Source organism: Modicisalibacter luteus DSM 23508 (genome assembly GCF_000378505.1).
Taxonomy (GTDB): Bacteria; Pseudomonadota; Gammaproteobacteria; order Pseudomonadales; family Halomonadaceae; genus Modicisalibacter; species Modicisalibacter luteus.
Window position 1 is genome coordinate 168,069 of the sequence record NZ_KB899999.1, and the last position, 20,314, is coordinate 188,382.

The window sequence follows — 20,314 nt, forward strand, 5'->3', positions numbered from 1 at the left end:
CTCGGGCGGATACATCGATAAATGTTGTTGTTGGTTATCGGTGTTCAGACAGGGCTTAAAGCCCTAGCACGAGCCGACCGCTGCGGGCCCGCGAACAGCAGGTCATCATGCGACGGTTATCTGCCCGCTCGGCATCGGTGAGCACCCTGTCGCGATGATCCACATCGCCGTCGACGACCGCCACCTCGCAGGTCCCGCACAGGCCCTCCTCACAGTCACTGGGCACATCGACACCGACCGCGCGCAGAGCCTGAAGGACCGTCTGATCCGCCGCTACCGGCACGGTCAGCTCGGAATCCTCGAGCACCACCTCGAAGGTATGTTCCCGACGGGGATCGAGTGCCTCTGCCGTGGCGGTGAAGTGCTCGACATGAAGCGCCCCGGGATACGTGCGGGTCAACTCCGCCAGTTGGTCGAGCAGGCGCCCCGGACCGCAGGCATAGATCAGTGCATTGCCATGCCCCGCCACGAGCGTCGGCAGGTCGAGCCGCCGCCCTTCGCTGGCGGGGTAGAGCTGCAGTCGTTCACCGTGATCCCGCACCAGGCGGCTCAGCAGTGCCATGGACTGGCGCGAGCGTCCGCAGTAATGGATGGCGTAGTCCCTGCCTAGGGCCTTGAGCCGATCGGCCATGGCAATGATCGGCGTAATGCCGATACCACCGGCGATCAGCAGGTAGCGATCGGCTCGCTCATCCAGACGGAAATGATTGCGGGGCCCGCGCATGCGCAATGGCATGCCCGCCTTGATGGAATCGTGGATATGGCGCGAGCCGCCGCGCCCGGGAGACTCCCTGCGTACCGCCACCTGCAGCCGGTGTTCGTCATTCGGATCACCGCACAATGAGTACTTGCGCACGTAGTCGCCAATGAGGACGTCGATATGCGCACCCGGACTCCAGCGAGGCAAGGGGCGGCCCCTCGGATCCTCCAGCACCAGGCGCACGACGTCTTCCGCCTCGGCAATCACCTCGGTCACGCGCACCTCGCGCTCGGCATCCTGCCGGTTCGGCGCGCCGAGCGGGAAATGCCTCTCCCGCTCAAGCAACGAGGCATCGTGGCGTTCGGGATTGCGGGATGGGTCCCAGCGCACCCACAAGTGCTCGGGCCCCCGAAAGGAAGTATTGGGCACGAAGGTAAACGTCTGATCCGGGGCAAGCTCCATGTGCGGCAGACGCCGGGTGAACTCCTCAAGAAAGATGCGCATCTCCATGCGCGCCAGGTTCTTGCCCATGCATTGATGACTGCCGTAGCCGAACGTCAGGTGATCGGTGGTGTTGTCGCGGTAGATATCCAGAACATCAGGATTTTCGAAGTGACGCTCGTCGTGGTTGGCCGACGCGCTGACGATCAATAGCTTGGCGCCCTTGGGGATGAACGTATCGCCGATCCAGGCATCGGCGGTAGCGATGCGCCGCCAGGCGGCGACAGAACCGGACAGGCGCAGGCACTCCTCGACCGCATTGGGGATCAACGAGGGGTTGGCGCAGACATCCTCCCATACCTCGCGGCTTTCCAGCAGCAGTCTGAGCATGTTGGCACTGGCATGGGCGGTGGTTTCATGAGCCGCGACGATGCCGGCCATCATCATCGAGTGCAGATAAGAATCGGTGACCACCTCGGGAAGTTCCCGCTGCCGCCGGATAGCATATTTCATCCAGCCATGCCCCGAGGGATCCTGGCGCATCTTCTCCAGTACCTTGCCGGCATACTGCCAGAACCGGCCCACGGAGTCGGCCACCGCGACCTGCTCCTCCGGAGAGGGGCGGCCCCAGGTATTGACGGTGTGTGCGATGGAGTACTCGCGCAACGTATCCATGTCTTCCTCGGGTACGCCAAGAAAGTGCAGCGCCACCGTCAGCGGAATTTCCCAGAGCATTTCATCGACGAGATCCGCCTCGCCCTGGTCGATGAGACGGTCCAAATAAGCCCGGGTCAGGCGCCGTACCATGGGCTCGTGATGGGCCAGTTCCTCCAGCTCGAAGGATTTCATCAGGGCACGGCGCCGTTCCATGTGGGCCGGCTCGTCTTCATTTACCAGTGTGCGGTGCATGGCGTAGCCGTAGCGTTTCAGCGTGTCCTGCGCCGCCTGAGACACCGGGGTGATCTTCTCCAGTGCGATGGATGGCGAGAATATCCGGTTGTCGCGAAAGATGGCCTTCACATCGGCGTAGCGACTGACCACCCAGTAGCCAAGCTTTGGACTGTAGAACACCGGCTCCTGATCTCGCGACCAGCGTAGCGCTTCGGCGGGATCGAGCTGGTAGGCATTTTCGAAGGGGTCGAATTCCGCCGCCTGAGGCGAGACAGGACAACCGTTCGGCGCCGTGCCGGCCTGTGGGGCAGCATGGCTGAGCGGGCAACGATCCTCGGGCGCGGAGGGAGCAGTCAGGGAAACACGCATGTCAGGCCTCGGCCAATATTGTTATATTTACTTTTATTGAAAACACATGTTCTGTGAACGAACATAGGGGAGCCGCTGAGCGGGGTCAAGCGACATGATCCTGTCCGCTTTTCCCTATCGCCCAAAGTCTAAGCCCCCCTGCTCCGAGCCGTGAACAATGAGCCAACTGCAAACCCTCGACCGAGGTCTCCAAGCCCTCGAGATCATCGCCCAACACCCCAGCGGCATAAGCATCGCAGACTTGGCGGTTAGGCTTGATATCAATCGCGCCATTGTCTATCGCATCGTCGCGACCTTAGAGGCAAACGCCCTGGCCTACCGACGACAAGAGGGCCAGGTCTGCCTTGGTGGCGGGATCCTGGCATTGGCTTCCCGGTTCGAGCCTCAACTGCGCAGCATCGCCCAGCCGTTGCTACGCCAACTCGCCCGGGAAACGCACGCCACGGCCTATCTATCAGCTGCCCAAGGCGAGGAGTGCGTGGCACTGCTGGTTGCCGAACCGGAGGAAGGCTTGTTGCGGGTCAGCTACCGGGTCGGTAGCCGTCACCCACTTGAACTCGGCGCTGCCGGAGTCGCCATTCTTTCCGCTCGCCCCGCGCGCGACAATGATGCCGATGAGGTTCGACAGGCCCGGCAGGACGGCTTCAGCATTACGCGCGGCCAGCTTCAGCGCGGCGCGGTCGGCGTAGCCAGTCCATTACGTGGCGCGGTGCAACACTCTGGCTTCGAGGGCAGTGTCGGCGTGGTGGCGCTAGATGACCTGGATGCCCCAGCAGCTGCGAAAGCCGTAACGGCATGCGCGCAGCGCCTCGCTAGTCTGATTTCCTGACCGCTGTTTTTTGTGCTTCCGCTTGCGGGCCGCTACGTAGCCGATAGTCACCATAACCACTGGCTATTTCAGTCATTTGAGCAATTTTGGCAAGATGGGCCGCTTTTTCGGGACCATATGAAAGGGAGCCAATGGTCAGAAGCTATCTGGGCAAGATGAAGGGGGCCCCCGTCGAACGCGGTCGGCCATGCTGGCGAGACGCGCTGTGGTCTTGGTTCGGGGCATTCGTCGGCATGACGGGCGTGGGCTGGTTGAGCGGCCTGTCGCTCCAGGCGCATTCGCTGCTGATGGTCGGTTCCTTCGGGGCGACCTCGGTACTGCTGTACGCTGCGCCAGAAAGCCCCTTGGCACAGCCGCGCAATGTACTTGGCGGTAATGTGGTCTCGGCGCTGATCGGCGTACTCAGCTGGCAGTGGCTGGGCGATACCTGGCTGGCCGCTGCGTTGGCCGTGTCGACTGCCATCCTGGCCATGCAACTCACCCACACCCTGCACCCGCCCGGCGGGGCCACTGCGCTGATTGCAGTGATCGGCGCCGGCGAGCTGCATTCGTTAGGCTGGAGCTACGCTTTCATGCCGATTGCTGCCGGAAGCGTGCTGATGCTCAGTGTGGCGATCCTGGTCAACAATCTCGCCCGCCATCGGCGCTATCCCCAGCACTGGTGGTAGCGCCTTGTCATGAAGTCTGGCTGCTCAGGCCTGGCGCCGCTGAAAGGCCCGCAGCAACAGCGGCATCACCATGATCAGTACCGTAATGCGCAGCAAGTGGTGGGAGGTCACGAAGGCCGGATCGATGCCCAGCGATAGCGCCACCAGGCTGAGCTCGGGCGCCCCGCCCGGCATGTAGGCCAGCAGCGCCGCCGCCGCCGAGTAGCCGGTGATTGCATGCACCAGCCAGGCGGCGGCGATGGCGATCAACAGCAACGCCACCGCCTGAAGCACCGCCATCAGCAGGTTTACCCCCACCGTTGTCAATGACGTCCCTCCGAAACGCACCCCTACCGACACACCGATGATGATCTGCGCCAGCGCGACGATGGTAGGCGGAATGGCGGCTTCGGTCACCCCGGTCACGTGCAATGCGCCGGATAGCAGGACCGGCCCGAACAGCAACGGGTTGGGCAGGTGCAGACGCCGCCCCAGCCACATGCCGATCACGCCGGCCCCGGTCAGTAGCAGGGCATCGCCGAATGCCGGCACCGACAGCCACTCGGCCAGCGTCATGCTGCGCGGCTGTAGGCTGACGTGACCGATCAGGCTGAGTGCCGGTGGAATCGCCAGCAGCAGCACCAGAATGCGCACTGCATGGGTCAGGCCCACCACGCGCAGGTCGGCATCCGAGTCCGCCGCCATCATGGTCACCGCCGACACCCCGCCGGGCACCCCGGAGTACATCGCCGTATCCATGGAGTAGCCGGCAATGCGTCGGCCGAACCACACCGAAAACGCCATCATCACTGCCGTGGTCAGCAGCATCAACGCCAGGCTCGTGCCCCATAGGGTCACGTCGCCGGCCATGTCGGGGGTGAACGCCGCTCCGAGCATTACCCCGATCACCACCAGTACCGCCTTGCGTGAGGTGGTAGGTGCACGTAGCCGCACACCGCCCAGGCTGAGCAGGGTGGTCGCGATCAACGCCCCCAGCAGCCAGGGCAACGGAATGGCGAGGACATAGGCGATGCCGCCACCAGCGGCACCGATGGCAAGTGTCGGAAACAATTTGCCGGTCGCAACGCACCGGCCTTTGATCGTGCCAATCAAGGCGGTTCCTCTGTCTCGAGTTTGCATCAAGGGAAACATTGGGCCCGTGGCCGGCACTCTACGAGTCCGGGCCCGGGCCCAAGCGCCGCCAGAGGATGCGGGAAGTTTTACGCACCGTCCAGCGACTTGCGGAACAGCAGTTTCGGCAACAGCCATGGCAGAACCAGCAACAGCGCCGCAGCGATCCATAGTCCCAGCGAAATTCCCGATTGCCACAAGATGCCGACGTCACCGCCGCTGATCGACAGGGCGCGGCGCAGGTTATCTTCCATCAGCCCGCCCAGCACGTAGCCGAGGATTACCGGTGCCAGCGAGAAGCCCAGCTTGCGCAGCAAATAGCCGAACACACCAATGATCAGCATCAGGTAGATGGCCATGAGATCGGAGTGCAACTGGTAGACGCCGGTAAAGGCCAGAATGGCGATCCCGGGCACCAGCACCCAGCGCGGAATGGTCAGTACCTTGGCGAACAGGCCCGCCAGCGGCAGGTTGAGTGCCAGCAGCACCACGTTTCCGATGTACAGCGAGGCGATCAGCCCGCCGGCCACCTCGGGGCGTTCGGAGAACATCATCGGACCCGGCGTGATGTTGTAGAGCATCAGCGCCCCCAATAGCACCGCGGTGGTCCCCGAGCCGGGAATGCCCAATGTCAGCATCGGCACGAACGAACCCGCCGCGGAAGCGTTGTTCGCCGCCTCGGGCGCAGCCAGCCCACGCATGTCGCCGGTGCCGAAGGTCCCGTCCTTGTCGGAGATACGCTTCTCGGTGGTGTAGGCGACTGCCCCGGCCACAGAGGCGCCAGTGCCCGGCAACACACCGACGATAAAACCGATCAGACCGCAGCGCAGCATGGTCCACTTGCAGTACAGCACTTCCTTGAGGCTGACCATCACCCGCCCCAATGGCGGTATCTCATCGTTGGCATCATTACGGTTGGCGTGTTCGAGCATGAGTAGGATCTCACTGATCGCGAACAGCCCGATAATCATCACCACGAAGTCGATGCCATCGTAGAGTTCAGCCATGCCAAAGGTGTAGCGCAACACGCCGGTGCCGGAGTCCACGCCCACCATGGCAATCATCACGCCGAGCACCGCGCCGATGGCGGTCTTGATCGGGTCCTTGCCCATCATCACCGACATCGAGGCGAAGGCGAAGATCATCAGCGCAAAGAACTCGGCGGGGCCGAACATCACCGCTACCTCGGCCAACAGCGGCGCAAACAGGGTCAGGCCGATAATGGCAATGGTTGCACCAACGAACGAACTCACCGCGGACAGGCCCAACGCCGGCCCGGCCAGGCCCTTCTTAGCCAGCGGGTGGCCGTCAAGTGTGGTCATTACCGCACCGGCATCACCGGGCACGTTGAGCAGGATGCTCGACATGCGCCCACCATACTCCGCCCCGGTATAGACTCCGGCCAGCAGGATCAACGCCGACTCTGCAGGCAGGCCAAGCGTATAGGCCAGCGGCATAAGGATGGCGATGCCGTTGATCGGGCCGATGCCTGGCAGTGCACCGAACAGGGTACCCAGTACGGCACCCAGAAAGGCGAGCCCCAGGTTGAGGGGGGTCAGCGCCACGCCGAAACCATCTATCAGAAAATCGAACATGCCGGGCTCCTCAGGCGAAATCGGGCAGCCAGTAGCCGCGTGGCAGTGAAATACCCAGTCCTTGGGTGAACAGGTAGTAGCTGCCCAGGGCCATCAACACGGCAGCGATCGAGGCCTTGAGCCAGGTCGCCTCGAACAGCCGGGCCAGGGCCAGTACCGTGAAGAAGGTGGTTACGATGAACCCCAGGCGCGTGAACAAGAGCGCATAGACCAGCAGCACGCCCAACACCGCCAGCAGCTTCAGGCTAAGCGTCTTGTCCGGCCATTGGCCGTTCTCACCCGGACGAAACACCATGATCAGGGACAACGCGGCCAGCACCACCGATAACAGGATCGGGAAAGCCTTGGGTCCAACGGGCTCGTAGCTGAACGGGACGTGCAGGTTGGCGGCATGGGCGGCGGCAAACGCCGCCAGACCGATCAGGGCGAGTCCCAGGACGCGGTCGGCGGCGAGTTTCATTGCGTCAGTCCTACTTCTTCAGCGAGTTGCTTGAACTGGGCAACCTGTTCCTTGACGTAGCTGTCAAAGTCATCCCCGAAGCGTGACATGGGGAACAGCCCGCGTGCTTCACGCAGCTCGGCGAACTTTTCTTTCTCAGATAGCGTCTTGAGCTTGTCCACCCACGCCTGATAAGCCTCGTCGCTGACGTCTGGGCCCATGTAGTAGCCGCGCCAGATCGGCCACTGCACGTCGTAGCCTTGCTCGGCAGCGGTAGGAATGTCAGCGTACGGCCCGCCCAAGCGCTCTTCGGATAGCGAGGCCAGCACGCGAACCTTGCCGCTTTCCAGGTGCGGGCGTAGCTCGGACATGTCGCCGGTGAAGACCTGAATATGGTCGCCAAGCAGCGCCGCCAGCGACTCGCCGCCACCCTCGAAGGCCACGTAGCGTAGATCACGCGGTGAGATGTCCGCCGCCTTGGCAATCAGTGCCGCCTTCATCCAGTCCTGGCTACCCACGGTGCCGCCGGCGCCGAAGACGATCTTGCCCGGCTGAGTCTCGAGGTCCTTCATGAGTTCCTCCAGGTTCTGCCACGGCGCGTCGGCCTTGACCACGATGGCCCCGTAATCGGCACCCAGCGCGCCCAGCCAGCGCACTTCATCAGCGTCGTACTGGCCGAATTTGCCCAGTGCCAGATTGACAGCCGCCCCGGTGCTGGCCGCAACGATCAGGTTGGGATCGTCGTTACGCACGCCATTGACGTGGTTGTAGGCCACCGCACCAATACCGCCCGGCATGTAGCTGACCATCATCGGCTTGTCGATCAGGCCGGTTTCCTGCAGGGAATTGGCCGCGAGGCGGCAGGTCAGGTCGTAACCACCGCCCGGCTTGGCCGGTGCGATACACTCGGAGGCGTCGGATTGGGCCTGGACCGTGCCTGCCGTCAACGCGCCGCTGAGCACGAGCAACGAGGACCACTGGCGGAATGCCGAGTTGAATTTCATGGCGAACTCCTGTTTCTTTGTTGTAAGCGAGGGTTACCCCTCCCTGCCGTCATCGCCTCGATGACTCTAGAGATGCTAGAGACACAACCTTTCATCAACCTGTCATCCCCGCCTCTTCCCCGTGAGACTTTGGTCCAATGCGCCTGCTTATCGTCGAAGACGACCCGTTGATTGCCCGTTCCCTCGTCCAGGCCCTCGGCCCTCTAGGCAATACCGTCGAGACATTCTCCCGCCTGGGCGAAGCCCGGGCGGCATTGGCACATAGCCTTTTCGACCTGATCGTGCTCGACCTGGGCTTGCCCGACGGCAATGGCCTGTCACTGCTCGCCGAATTGCGCGAGCGGGGCGATGCCACGCCGGTAATGATCCTCACTGCCCGTGACGGCGTTGATGAGCGCGTCCGCGGACTCGACTTGGGTGCCGACGATTACTTGGCCAAGCCATTCTCGCTGGCCGAACTCGAGGCACGGGTCCGCGCTCTGCTGCGTCGCAGTCAGCAGCGTATCGATAATCGTCTGCAGTTCGGCCAACTGTGCTTCGATCCGGCCTCGGGCGCCGCCACCCTGCGTGGTGAGCTCCTGGCCCTGCCGCGCCGCGAGCTGGTGTTGCTGGAGGGGTTACTGCTACATGCCGGGCGTATCGCGCCCCGAGAGTTGCTGGCCGACCGTCTGTTCGGCTTCGGCGAGGTGGGCCCCAACGCGCTGGAGGTGTATATCAGCCGTCTGCGCAAGCGCCTGCAGGGCAGCGGTCTGCGCATCCGCACCCTGCGCGGGATGGGTTATCGCCTGGAGGACGACCCGGCGTGATCATCGTCGATGGCACGCTGAAGCGGCGCTTGGCTGTCTGGTTGTTAGCCACTGTGGGCGTGCTTGGCGCATTCCTGTTGATCGAGGCCTACACCAGCGCCCATCGTGCCGCCGACCGCGCCTACGACAGCCAGCTCGAGGCCGCCGGTCTGACCATCGCCGAGGCCATCCAATGGCAGGACGGCCGGCCGATCGTAGAGATGCCGGCCGCTGCCTTTCAGATACTGGCCACCAACCAGCAGGAGCGGGTGTTCTATGCAATCCTCGACGCGACCGGTCGCGAGGTGACCGGCAACCTCGACGGGACCGTGACACCGGAGTGGCAGCGTGCCGCCCAGACCGGCCCGATGTGGATGACCGTGCAACACTATGGTTCGCCTATCCGCCTGCACGGCCGCGAGCTGACCTCGGCAGGCTGGGAGTCGCTGGATCCCGTGCAGATCTGGGTCGGGCATACCCTGTCGGGCCGCGACGCCCTTGCCAGCGACCTGTTCGTGCGCACCCTGACTCGCTTCCTGACAATGGTGCTGCTGGCCGGGCTACTGATGCTGCTTGCCATCCGAACCGCACTCGGCCCGGTACGCCGCCTGCGCCAGTTGCTGCGTCAGCGCGATGCCGACGACGTAAGCCCGCTATATGCGAGGGTCCCCGGCGAGCTCTACGACATGGCGGATGCCCTCAACGCGTTGCTTGCCCGTCAGCGCGAGGGGCGCGATGCCCTGCTGCGTTTTACTGCCGATGCTAGCCATCAGCTCAAGACGCCCCTCGCCGGCCTGCAGAGCACCAGCGAACTCGCGCTGCAGAGCGAGCGTCCCGACGACTGGCGCCAGGCCTTGGAAACCGTACATCGCAGTGCGGCACGCACCAGTCGCCTAGCCGGCCAGTTGCTGAGCCTGGCCCGCCTGCGGCATGCCGAGGAAGCCAGACTGGCAACGGTGGATCTGTCGGTGGTGCTACGCGATACCGTGATGGAATGGGCCGAACGAGATATCGCCCAACATCATGACTTGGGGCTGGGATCGCTGCCCGAGACGCCGGTGCGCATCCAGGGCGAGTCCTGGTCCCTGAGGGAAATGATCGGCAACCTGATCGACAATGCCCTGCGCTACACGCCGCCGGACAGCGAGATCACGCTCAGCCTGGAGCGCCAGGCCGATACGGTACTGCTCGTGATCATGGACAACGGTCCCGGCGTGAGCGACGACCTGCTTGGCCGCCTGCATCAACCCTTTGAGCGTGGCGGGCGTCAGGACACCCAGGGCTCCGGCCTCGGTCTGGCCATCGTCGACTCCATTGCCCGACGTCACGACGCCGTGTTGAGCGTACACAGCGCGCCGGGGCATGGCCTGTGGATCGGCATCCGCTTTCCGTTACTGCCGGAGGAGACCTGACATGATGCGACGCTGGCTGACGGGCCTTGTGCTGCTCTGCCTGTTACCACTCGGTACTTGGGCGCAAGACAGGAAACCGTTAGTGGTAGAAGCTGCTCTCGACCGCCAGGTAGTCGCGCCGCTGCTCGACGCCTTCAAGCGCGCTCACCCCGACATTGCCCTGCAGTATCACGACCGCTCGACGCTCGAAGTCGACCGACGCGCCCGGGAAGTGCGACCGGCCCCCGACGTAGTGATCAGCTCCGCGATGCCCTGGCAGTTGGCGCGGGTCAACGAGGGCCTCGCCCAGCCCGTGGACAGTGCCGAGGCGCGTGACTGGCCAGCATGGGCGAAGTGGCGCAACGAGGTGTTCGGCTTTACCTTCGAACCCATCGTCACCGTCTACCGCCTCGATCTGGCACGACACATGATTCCCCCAACGACTCACGCCGACCTGCATACCATCCTGACTACGCAACAGGAACTATTGCGTGGCCGCGTAACGACTTATTCGCCAGGACGCAGCGGGGTCGGCTACACGCTGTTCCAGCAGGATGCGCGCTATTCGCCGCGCTTCTGGGATCTGGTCGCTGCCATGGGCGCCGCCGAAGTCAATCTGGAGGACAATACTCAGGCCATGCTAGACGGCCTGACCGAAGGTAGGTACTGGGTGGGCTACAACCTGCTGGGCTCCTACGCAATGCACTGGGCCCAGGACCATCCGAAACTGATCGTGCAAGTTCCCCAGGACTACGCGCTGGTCATGATGCGTATGGCCTTCGTGCACCGCGACGCCCCGCACCCGACCGCTGCCAAGGCCTTCGTCAGCTTTCTGCTCGGCATCGAGGGCCAGCGCATTCTCGCAGGCAGCACGCCGCTGTTCAGCGTGCTGCCCGGAGTCATTGGCCCGTACACCGCCCAGCGACTACGCGACCAGGTCGGTGAGCGGCTCTACCCGATCCCCATCAACGCCTCGCTGCTGGCCTTCGTCGATCCGCTGCGCCGCAAGGCATTCATGACCCGCTGGAACCGAGAAATCCGCATTCTGGAGCCCTAACGGCCAGAACGAGGCCAGCTAACGGTCTTTCAAGCCTTACGTGAAAAGCCCTGAAACGTTACTGCTCGAGAATCCACTCCGCCAGGGTCTTGGCCTCTTCCTCGGTCACGGCGGCGTTCGGCGGCATCGGGATCGGCCCCCACTTGCCCTTGCTACCGTTCAGGACGCTATCGACCAGAATGGTGGCGGCATCGCCCTGGCCAGCGTACTTGTCGGCCACGTCGCTATAGGCCGGCCCGACCATCTTGGTGTCTATGGCGTGGCAGGCGGCGCAAGCCTTGGACTTGAAGAGCGTTTCTGCATCCACGGCGAAGGCGGTGGATGACATGGCCAGGGCGCTGCCCAACATCAGGATGGAAACGAACGACTTCTTCATGGGATCTCCTCGATCCAGGAAAAAACGAGCTATCTAGCCCGGGCTGCTCGGTGTCGGTGCACCCAGCGTATTGTCATTACTGCGTTTGTGTATACAAAATAGACTAATCCGGGATGCTCTTGGAAGGCTTGATCGACATCAATGCCGGAGCCGAGACCAATGTCCAATGACCAATGACCAATGTCAGTAGCGCCTTGCGACTCGTGACCGATGCCGGCCTGGCGAGAAATCCATGACTAGAAGTAGCTCACCCCGACCTGGAACAGGCGCTCGACGTCATGCAGGCGGCGTTTGTCGGTCAGGAACAGGATCAGGTGATCGTCTGGTTCGATGCTGGCATCGTGGTGCTCCATGATGACTTCGTCACCGCGAATGATGGCGCCAATGGTCACTCCCTCGGGCATCTTGAGATCATCTAGCCTGCATCCTACGAGGCGGGAACTCCTGGCGTCGCCATGCGCGACCGCCTCGATCGCCTCTGCTGCGCCACGCCGCAATGAGTACGCCCGGGTCATGTCGCCCCGACGGATGTAGGCCAGAATGCTGCCGATGGTGATCTGCTGGGGCGATAGCGCAACATCGATGTCACCACCCTGGATGAGTTCCACGTAGGCCGGATCGGTAATCAGCGTGAGCACCTTGTGCGCCCCGAGCCGCTTGGCCAGTAGCGACGACATGATATTGTCCTCGTCACTGTTGGTCAGGGCGCAGAAGATGTCGCAGTCCTCGATGTTCTCCTCTTCCAACAGGCGCTTTCGTGTCGCACGCCCGTGCAACACCACAGCCCGCGACAGACGCTCCGCCAGGTAATGGCAACGCGTTTCGTTGGCTTCGATGATCTTGACCTGATGGCTGCCTTCCAGCTTTTCCGCCAACCGCTCGCCGACATTGCCGCCTCCGGCGATGACGACCCGGCGGTATCCTTGCTCGGCCTTGCCCAATTCCTGCATCACCGTGCGGGTATCCTGCCGCGAGGCGAGGAAGAACACCTCGTCATCCTCCTCGATGACGGTATCGCCATGAGGAATGATCGCGGCCCCCTGACGATAGATTGCAGCGACCCGTGTTTTCACATCGGGCAGGTGTTGTCCTATCGTCGCCAGCTCCTTGTTGATCAGCGGCCCACCCTCGATGGCCTTGACCGCGACGAGCTGAACTCGCCCATCGGCGAAGTCCAGCACCTGCAGGGCCCCGGGATATTCGAACAGGCGATAGATGCTGTCGGTAACGAGTTGCTCCGGACTGATGATGACATCCACGGGAATCGCCTTCGATGAGAACAGCGCCTCCTGGCCGAGATAATCCTTGTCGCGTATCCGGGCAACCTTGGTGGGGGTGCGAAAGATCGCATTGGCGACCTCGCAGGCCAACATATTGATCTCGTCGGAGTTGGTCACGGCGATCAATATATCCGTGTCATCGCATCCGGCGTCCCTCAAGACACTGGGATGCGAGGCTTTGCCCGCCACGGTGCGAATATCCAGGCTGGTGCTCAGTTCATCCAGCAGGGCATAGGCGGTATCGACGACCGTGATGTCGTGTCCTTCCTGCACGAGATGTTCCGCCAGGTTGCTGCCGATTTGTCCGGCCCCCAGGATGAGAATCTTCATAGGTGCGTCCCAGCTGATGTTGGGTTCAGCATAGTTGCGGCGCTTTCTCGTCAGCAATGCCCTTGGCCCTGTCAAACGAAACAGCCTCCGCACATGATGGGGAGGCTGTCGATAGAAAAAGCGGCTACGGGGCGATACGTGTCATGGCCGGCGCAAACGAGGCATCTCAGGCCCTCACCTTCATGCGGAAGAGCAAGCGCTCATAGATCACCCAAGCGTGGAAGATCATGAACACGGCGAAGAAGTTGATAGCGGTTACCTTGAGAATGGCCAGGATATACGCCTGTTCTACAAGGAACTCGGCACTCGACACTGTCAGATAGGTCTGCGTGCCGAACAGGCACCATAGGCTGAGGGTGGCCAGCACCAGGGCGGTATCACGGAAGCGGTACCCCAACCCACGCCGCTTGGGGTTGCTTATTATCATCGGGCCAAGCTTGTTATTCACGAAAGGCTTCTCCTCTGTCGGGACTACTCCAGGTGGCTAACTGGCCGCGGCGACGCACCACGGCCTTGGGAAATGCGATGACGACCGTCATCATGTTCAGAATCCAGTAGAAGAACGGATACCAGATGCTCCAGAACAGGCAGTCGACCATGGCGTGGTCATAGCGGCTGTCAATATAGAAACTGACGCAGAACTGGATCAGGCACAGGAAGATCAGCAATCCCGCTGACCAGCTCATCAGGGCCGCTGCTGTGTCCCAGCTTGGAATAACCAGTGCCAGGTCGAGCAGGCCCAACACGATGAGTGTCAGCATTGAGTAGCACCAGACGACACTGATGCTGTACTCGAGAAGTAGCGGCCAGAACCGGCGGTTGCGCCAGCAAATGGCGTTGCCGAGGTGACGCAGAAACGCCTCGGCGCCGCCCTGGGCCCAACGCAGACGTTGACGAAACAGGCCTCGCAGGGTTTCAGGCATCAGCACCCAACACATGGCATGCGGCTCATAGCGGACTTGCCAGCCTGACAGTTGCAGCTTCCAACTGACATCGATGTCCTCGGTGATCATGTCAGTGCTCCAGCCGCCAATCTGCTCGAGCGCACTGCGGCGAAAGGCACAGATCACTCCGGAGATGGTGAAGACCATGCCGTAGATGCGTTGGGCGCGCTTGATCAGGCCAATGATCGAAGAGAACTCACCTGTCTGGATCTTGCCGATCGCCGTGGAGCGCGTACGTACCCGTGGATTGCCGGTCACGCTGCCGACTCGTGGGCTTCGTAGAAAATGCTCCACCATCCAGCTCACCGCGTCGTAGTCGAGCACGGCATCGCCATCGATTCCGACGATGACCTCGCCGCTGGCATGGGCCAGGCCATGGTTCATGGCGCTTGCCTTGCCCTGGTTGACCTGGTGCAGCACTTTCAGCGCCGGGTACTGGCGGGCCAATGCATCCAGGCGCTCACCGGTATCGTCACGACTGCCGTCGTTGATGGCGATCACCTCGAGATTGAGGTAGTTCTGCCGGAACAGGTGGCCAATCGTCTCGTCGATGTTCTGCCCTTCGTTATGACAGGGCACCAGTACGGTGACACGCGGGGCATTGGGGTCGCCGGCCGAAGCCGGCCGCTCTGTCTGCTTGCGCTCCCAATGGAAGTAGTAGTAGATGCCGCCACAGATCCACACCGTGGCCATCAGGCTGGGATAGCCGATGGTGAATAGCGCCAGCAGCTCCATTGCACTCATAGCGCATCCCCCAGATGGGCCGTCAGCGAAAAGTCACGCCGCAGCACGCTGGTTTCGGGATGACCATTGATGAAGTCATCCGGGTAATAGCCGTAGTTGTCGATGCCCTCGCTGCGGATCACTTGCATCCAGTGCGCCAGTGTCTCGCTGGGCACTGGCGACTGGTCACGCCAGTCCATGGCCTGGAGTTCGAAGACCAGGCGCTCGGCGGGAACATGTTCCAGCGCTTCACTGGCAAGCCGTCTCAGCCAGTGATCTGTATCCTTGGCACCTTCCATGTACGGCATGGCCATTACCGCGGTGTAATCGTAAGCCTTGCCGAACTCCTCGAGATTCTGGGCAAACCAGGCCTCACTCTCGGGCTCGAGGACCACCGGGGCATAGATGTTGCGAGCGATCAGGAAGCGCTTGTTGTCATGCTGACGATAATGGTCAGCGGCATCGCGCAGTTCATGGGTGAAATCGATCAGGGACTGCGTCTTGTGCCGGGTCCACTCGGCCATTTTCGTCTCGTCCTGGCGTATCTGGGTCACGCTGCCGGGTAGATTCCATTCGCGTGCATACCACTGCAGCGCTGCCGGGTTGGCGTCCTCGAAATCGTTCAGGAGCCCGTCGTCGTGGAACAGCAGGCTGTCGAACTTGGTCATGCGGCCCAGATCCTCGTAGATCTCACGAATGATCCGGCGATTGTTCTCGTCGTAGGGTGAAAGGCGCCGATAGTAGTCCGGATTGGATTGACCGTGACGCGCGTCAACGATGTATTGGTAGCCTTCGCCAAGATCGAAGGCCATGACTGGCATCCAGGCGTAGACCTTGACCCCGGCACGCTTCTTGAGCTGCCAGGCGACACGGTTGAACAGGTCGGCCTTCATCGGCATGTGGCGGTTGGGAAAATACAATGCTTCGGCTACGCCATTGCCATCAGCATCGGCGTAGGCCTGCAGGTACACGGTGCTTACGCCCTGCTTCTTGACGCGATCGAGCAGGACATCCAGATTCTCCCCCTGCTGGACTTCGTCCTCGTCGTAGACGTAATCAAGGTCGACATGCACGATACGCTCGACGTCGCGCTCCCAGGTACGATCAGCCAGGATCTCCTCGATGGTCTCCAGTGAGGTTTCCTGATCGATCAGATAACGCCCCATTTCCCGGGGGTTTTCCTGCACGTTATTGACGTGCCCAAGCAGGCTGAAGGTATGCGGCATCCCCGCTTCGGCGGCCAGCTCCAGCGTGACGTTGCTGTAGGCACCGTAAGGCCAGATCATGATGCGTGGGCCCTTGCCCAACTCGTCTTGGAAACGCTGACGGGTCGTCTGCATGTCGTTGCGTATACGCGTGACGTACTCGCTTTCGCTCTCGTAACCGGACGGCGACCACGCACTGGTAGTCGCTGCAGGCTGCTGGTTGCCGAACGGATTACCGATGATGCCTTTGTGAAGGTCATAGGTATGCGAGGCGATCTCGACCAAGGGGGACTGCTGCATTTCGCGCAGTTCGTCCCAGGTCATGAAGCGCTCACGGGGCAGGGTCGTATCGCCGTACGGGACTCGCTGCCCGGCAGGCACGTCGAGCCAACTACCGACCACAGCAGTAATGGCGGGGTAGTCATAGAGCTTGAGCAGCGGATAGACGATCTCGTAGAAGCTGCGGTAACCATCATCGAAGGTCAGCAGAATGGCCTTTTCCGGTAGTGGCTGCTTGCCTTCACGCGCATCGATGATCTGCTGGTAGCTGACCGGGTGATAGCCGAGTTCGGCAATCAGGTTGAAATGCTTGACCAACAGGTTGCGTGTGATCGTTTGCGGAAAAATCTTCATGTCCGGGGTCTGATCCAGATCGATCACATCGTGATAGCTGATCACGCTGAATTCACCGGGATCCCGTCCCGGGTCGCGGCCCGTATTCTTGGCCGCAAAGACCGGCATGGCCAATGACAACGCCAGCAGGGCAGCAATCCATTTACTCACAGGAACCTCCATTCAACACCGGCAGTAATGAAGTTGCCGTACTCCGGAACGCCGTCGTAAACGGATTTCTGGCGTGAGAAGCCGTATTCGAAGATGACGTTGGGTTCGAATTCCCAACCGTGCCGGTAACCGACGGCCCAGGTTGAATCGCTGCCATAATCCTCCTGCCAATAACTGCTGCTCCCCAGTGACAGGGTCTGTACAAACGATTTGCGATAGCCCAGGGGCAGCGTATAGCCGAGTTCGAGCTCGCCACTTACGCTGGCGTCCCGGCCAGGGTTGAAATAGCTGGTCTCGATCTCGTCATTCTTCGACGCACCGGCGAATAGTTGGCCTGTGATGGCCCACTCGTCGTGATCGTAGAGTTCCTCGGTCCAGTAGCCCGAAATGGCGCGGCGCAGGTTGCCGTCTTCCAGGTCCATAAGGGCCAGCCCAACGCCGCCCATGCCGGACTCATCGCGGCGGTAGCGCCCTTCGAGTCGGTAAAGGTCGGCGTAAACGTCATCGCGCAGGGCACGCAGGGGCGTCTCGTCGCTATTGATCTCGGCACTGAAGATGCCTGTCCAACGATCGGAGAAGGCATAGCTGAACTCCCCCCAGATCAGCGGGTCCTCGTTGAGCTGGGCGCCCTCCCCAACCGCCAGTTTCAAGGTGGCGGGGTACAGATTGAACTCGTAGCCGGCAGCGGTATAAGCGGCATGCAGAGGGTCACCCTCGAACTCACCGAACAGGCCAATGCGCTGAGCGAAGAAACGTGAACCTGCATCGTTGCGCGGGGCTTCCAGCAATGCCTCATAGCGCCAGTCGCGCGAGCTCTGCACACCGGCGCCAGTGCTGTCGCCGCGCGAGCCCTTGACACTAAGCCGGCCGGCCCGTTGTTCGCGCAGTTCCCGGGCCAGACTATCCAGCGAGACGCTGGGTGGATCCTGCTCGATACGCTGTTCGATGGTCTCGACACTGCCGCGCCAGTCACCCCGGTCAAGGCGCGTCATGAGAATCCCGTAGGTAGGCACATTACGCTCATCCGGTGCCGAGAACTGGGCGGCTTTCCTATAATCTTCCTCGGCCTGGCGAGGCCAGCCGCGCCAACGACTGAGGTCCCCCTTGATGCGCCACAGCGAGGCGTTGGCCGGGGCCTGCTCGATCAAGGCGTCGAGACGTTCAGACGCGACATCTTCATCGCCGCGCCACGCGGAGAGCATCACGTCGAGATGATGGACCCGCTCGTAGTTGGGGTTGTTGATGCGCTGAGTCCCGGTAAAGTCCCAGCGTGATGCGGGCTCCTCTGCTTTCCATTCCTCCAGCACCTGCTCGGCCTCGTCATACTGGCGAGCATCGGCATAGGCATAGACCAGCGACTCATAACGTGGGTTGTTGACGTCGCGCGCGAGGTTGGGATTGGAGGCAATCAATGTTTCATAGATTTTGCGTGCCTCGTCCGGCCGGCCCAGGCCACTGAGCGCATCCGCGCGGGCTTCGAGTACGTAATTGGGCAGCGTGCCGTTACGGGTTTCGAGCTGCGTTGCGAGCGTCTCGGCGTCCCTGAAGCGACGCAGCGTGGCCAGTGCCACGACCTTGTCGTATTGGGCACGCTGGACCAGTCCGGGATCGGCATTGGGCGCAGAGATGACTGCCTCAAGGTCGACCAGGCCCGCCTCGGTGCGAGCCACATCGTTGGTGCTTTCGGCCAGGCGCATCTTGCTCACGCCGTCGTAATAACGCAGCCATAAGCGATCTGATGCGGTAAAGACATGGAGATAGTCCTGCATCAGACGCTCGGCGGCGCTGCGCGCTCCCAAAGTCACGGCCAGACGATAGAGCGCCTTGATCTCCTTCTCGTTCTGCGGTTGACGCTCGACGAGCAGCTGGCGCGCCTGAAGTTCCGCGATGGGATTGTCGCTGCGTGCTGCCAGGTAGGCACGCGCCTCGAACCACTCATCGGTACGTCCAAAACGCTCCTCGTAGCGGGTCAGGGCCCAGTTGGCAGTCTCATGAAAGCCCTGTTCGATGTTGGTCAGGGCCAGGCCAAGCCATCCTTGGGCATTGTTCGGGTCGCGTAAGGTCAGTGCCTGGTAGAATTCCTGCGAGCGCTCATAGTCGTTCGCCAAGCGTGCCGCCCGACCCAGCGTTTCCAGGCTAGCATTGGAATAATCTTCTACGCTGCACGCCGTACAGGCATTCAGGGCTTCTTGATAACGTTGGTCACGAACCAGCAGGGCAATCAGATCAGAAAGAACGGTGCGGTCGCCGGTGCGACCGTAGAGTCGAGCGAGGCCATCGATCGCTTCGTTGAGTTGTCCTTGACGGGCCATGACGACCCAGGATTCTCGCTGGGAGTCGAGATCGCTCTGGGCCAAGGCCACATCCGCTCCCAGTAACGCCATCAGGCACAGTAGCGTCCTTGTCGCGCTATTCATTTAACGTCCCCTTGCCTACTTTATATGTCTGGACTTATACGGCGAGAACGGTCTGTTGCTTATATTAATTTCCATATACAGGCCCGTAACAAGCACGCATATGATAGGGGGTGAGAGAAGCCCTCCCAACCTGACATTGACTCATCAGCAGGGTGTTTTTATTACTACTTCAAGTTTCGGAAAGGCGTATCTTTTAGCATCTTTAAAGGTGGACTCAATGACGTTAGACATATTAGATATCTAATACTTCCAACGTGGGCCCTGACAACATTAGAACAGAGATAAAATCAGCAGCGTTTCAATAAATTTTTAATATCCGAGCCACGATCACCCTCTGGGCGGAAACTTAAACCCCGAACAAGCGCTCTACACGAAAATTATTGAAAAATGATGACAGGAACAAAAAATCTTTCCGGCTTTTAAACTTTAGCCTTCCCGCTTGACCAACTTATGCACTCCCTCAAAAATGCAAGCCGATATACCGACTGAGGTAAATCTGAAGGCAACCAACAATAATTGTCGGCTACGTAGCCGAGCCAACGTGGAGCGGGCTTACAGCCCGCTCCACTAATTGGCATTGGCCCAGTTAGGTTGTCCCAACTGGCACGGCGACAAGGCTTATTCGACAGTGACCGACTTGGCCAGGTTGCGGGGCTGGTCGACGTCGGTGCCCTTGAGCACGGCGACGTGGTAGGACAGCAGCTGCAGGGGCAAGGTGTAGAGAATCGGGGCCAGCGCCTCGTCGACATGCGGCAGGCGCAGCACGCGGATGCCCTCGGCCTGGGCCAGCGTCACGTGCTCGTCAGCGAACACGAACAGCTCGCCCCCGCGGGCACGCACTTCCTGCAGGTTGGACTTGAGCTTTTCGAGCAACTCGTCGTTGGGCGCCACCGAAATCACCGGCATCTCGCTGTCGACCAGCGCCAGCGGCCCGTGCTTGAGCTCCCCGGCAGGGTAGGCCTCGGCATGGATGTAGG

Annotated in this window: 17 protein-coding genes; 5 read left to right on the plus strand and 12 right to left on the minus strand. The window is 61.4% G+C overall.

The features are described from left to right. Positions 1–55: 55 nt before the first annotated feature. A complete protein-coding gene (locus F568_RS0116530; protein ID WP_019019872.1) occupies positions 56–2,401 on the minus strand; it encodes a cytochrome P450/oxidoreductase in 2,346 nt (781 codons plus the stop codon). A gap of 157 nt (positions 2,402–2,558) precedes the next feature. On the opposite strand from F568_RS0116530, the gene F568_RS0116535 reads away from it, so the two are divergent. Together F568_RS0116535 and F568_RS0116540 are read left to right on the plus strand one after the other, a co-directional pair. Continuing rightward, positions 2,559–3,230: an IclR family transcriptional regulator gene (locus F568_RS0116535; RefSeq protein ID WP_019019873.1), complete on the plus strand. Its 672-nt coding sequence runs from the start codon at positions 2,559–2,561 to the stop codon at positions 3,228–3,230. Positions 3,231–3,361: 131 nt separating this feature from the next. Further along, positions 3,362–3,898: an HPP family protein gene (locus F568_RS0116540; RefSeq protein WP_019019874.1), complete on the plus strand. Its 537-nt coding sequence runs from the start codon at positions 3,362–3,364 to the stop codon at positions 3,896–3,898. Between the two features lie 24 nt (positions 3,899–3,922). On the opposite strand, the gene F568_RS0116545 is transcribed toward F568_RS0116540, so the two are convergent. The 4 genes from F568_RS0116545 to F568_RS0116560 form a co-directional block, all read right to left on the minus strand. After that, the gene (locus F568_RS0116545) at positions 3,923–4,990 is read right to left on the minus strand and encodes an AbrB family transcriptional regulator (protein WP_019019875.1); all 1,068 of its coding nucleotides are present in this window, start codon (positions 4,988–4,990) and stop codon (positions 3,923–3,925) included. A 107-nt stretch (positions 4,991–5,097) separates the two neighbouring features. Continuing rightward, positions 5,098–6,603, minus strand: a complete 1,506-nt coding sequence (locus F568_RS0116550; protein WP_019019876.1) for a tripartite tricarboxylate transporter permease — start codon at positions 6,601–6,603, stop codon at positions 5,098–5,100. Between the two features lie 10 nt (positions 6,604–6,613). Next, positions 6,614–7,063, minus strand: coding sequence for a tripartite tricarboxylate transporter TctB family protein (locus F568_RS0116555; protein ID WP_019019877.1), 450 nt, complete (start codon positions 7,061–7,063; stop codon positions 6,614–6,616). Beyond that, positions 7,060–8,046 (minus strand): Bug family tripartite tricarboxylate transporter substrate binding protein, encoded by a 987-nt coding sequence (locus F568_RS0116560; protein ID WP_019019878.1) that lies wholly within the window; start codon positions 8,044–8,046, stop codon positions 7,060–7,062. Before F568_RS0116560 ends, F568_RS0116555 begins: the two co-directional genes overlap by 4 nt. Positions 8,047–8,183: 137 nt before the next feature. Here F568_RS0116560 and F568_RS0116565 point away from each other — a divergent pair, with 137 nt between their 5' ends. Genes F568_RS0116565 through F568_RS0116575 form a run of 3 tightly spaced genes read left to right on the plus strand, consistent with a single transcriptional unit; the run spans position 8,184 to position 11,279 of the window. Then, on the plus strand, positions 8,184–8,852 hold the full coding sequence (locus F568_RS0116565) for a response regulator (protein ID WP_019019879.1): 669 nt from the start codon (positions 8,184–8,186) through the stop codon (positions 8,850–8,852). Continuing rightward, a complete protein-coding gene (locus tag F568_RS0116570; RefSeq protein ID WP_019019880.1) occupies positions 8,849–10,243 on the plus strand; it encodes a sensor histidine kinase in 1,395 nt (464 codons plus the stop codon). Before F568_RS0116565 ends, F568_RS0116570 begins: the two co-directional genes overlap by 4 nt. Before the next feature lies 1 nt (position 10,244). Then, positions 10,245–11,279, plus strand: a complete 1,035-nt coding sequence (locus F568_RS0116575) for an ABC transporter substrate-binding protein (RefSeq protein ID WP_019019881.1) — start codon at positions 10,245–10,247, stop codon at positions 11,277–11,279. 58 nt (positions 11,280–11,337) lie between these two features. On the opposite strand, the gene F568_RS0116580 is transcribed toward F568_RS0116575, so the two are convergent. From F568_RS0116580 to F568_RS0116610, 7 genes are all read right to left on the minus strand, one after another. After that, a complete protein-coding gene (locus F568_RS0116580; RefSeq protein WP_019019882.1) occupies positions 11,338–11,655 on the minus strand; it encodes a c-type cytochrome in 318 nt (105 codons plus the stop codon). Between the two features lie 236 nt (positions 11,656–11,891). Continuing rightward, the gene (trkA, locus tag F568_RS0116585; protein ID WP_019019883.1) at positions 11,892–13,265 is read right to left on the minus strand and encodes a Trk system potassium transporter TrkA; all 1,374 of its coding nucleotides are present in this window, start codon (positions 13,263–13,265) and stop codon (positions 11,892–11,894) included. A gap of 166 nt (positions 13,266–13,431) precedes the next feature. Continuing rightward, positions 13,432–13,713: a hypothetical protein gene (locus F568_RS23050; RefSeq protein WP_019019884.1), complete on the minus strand. Its 282-nt coding sequence runs from the start codon at positions 13,711–13,713 to the stop codon at positions 13,432–13,434. Next, complete coding sequence (gene pgaC, locus F568_RS0116595; RefSeq protein ID WP_026300605.1) at positions 13,706–14,953, minus strand: poly-beta-1,6-N-acetyl-D-glucosamine synthase; 1,248 nt, start codon at positions 14,951–14,953, stop codon at positions 13,706–13,708. The genes F568_RS23050 and pgaC overlap by 8 nt, the downstream gene beginning before the upstream one ends. Beyond that, positions 14,950–16,920 (minus strand): poly-beta-1,6-N-acetyl-D-glucosamine N-deacetylase PgaB, encoded by a 1,971-nt coding sequence (gene pgaB / locus F568_RS0116600; protein WP_019019886.1) that lies wholly within the window; start codon positions 16,918–16,920, stop codon positions 14,950–14,952. Before pgaB ends, pgaC begins: the two co-directional genes overlap by 4 nt. Next, on the minus strand, positions 16,917–19,337 hold the full coding sequence (gene pgaA, locus F568_RS0116605) for a poly-beta-1,6 N-acetyl-D-glucosamine export porin PgaA (RefSeq protein WP_026300606.1): 2,421 nt from the start codon (positions 19,335–19,337) through the stop codon (positions 16,917–16,919). Before pgaA ends, pgaB begins: the two co-directional genes overlap by 4 nt. A gap of 618 nt (positions 19,338–19,955) precedes the next feature. Further along, the coding region (locus F568_RS0116610; RefSeq protein WP_026300607.1) for an SIS domain-containing protein at positions 19,956–20,314 on the minus strand (359 nt) is incomplete at its 5' end.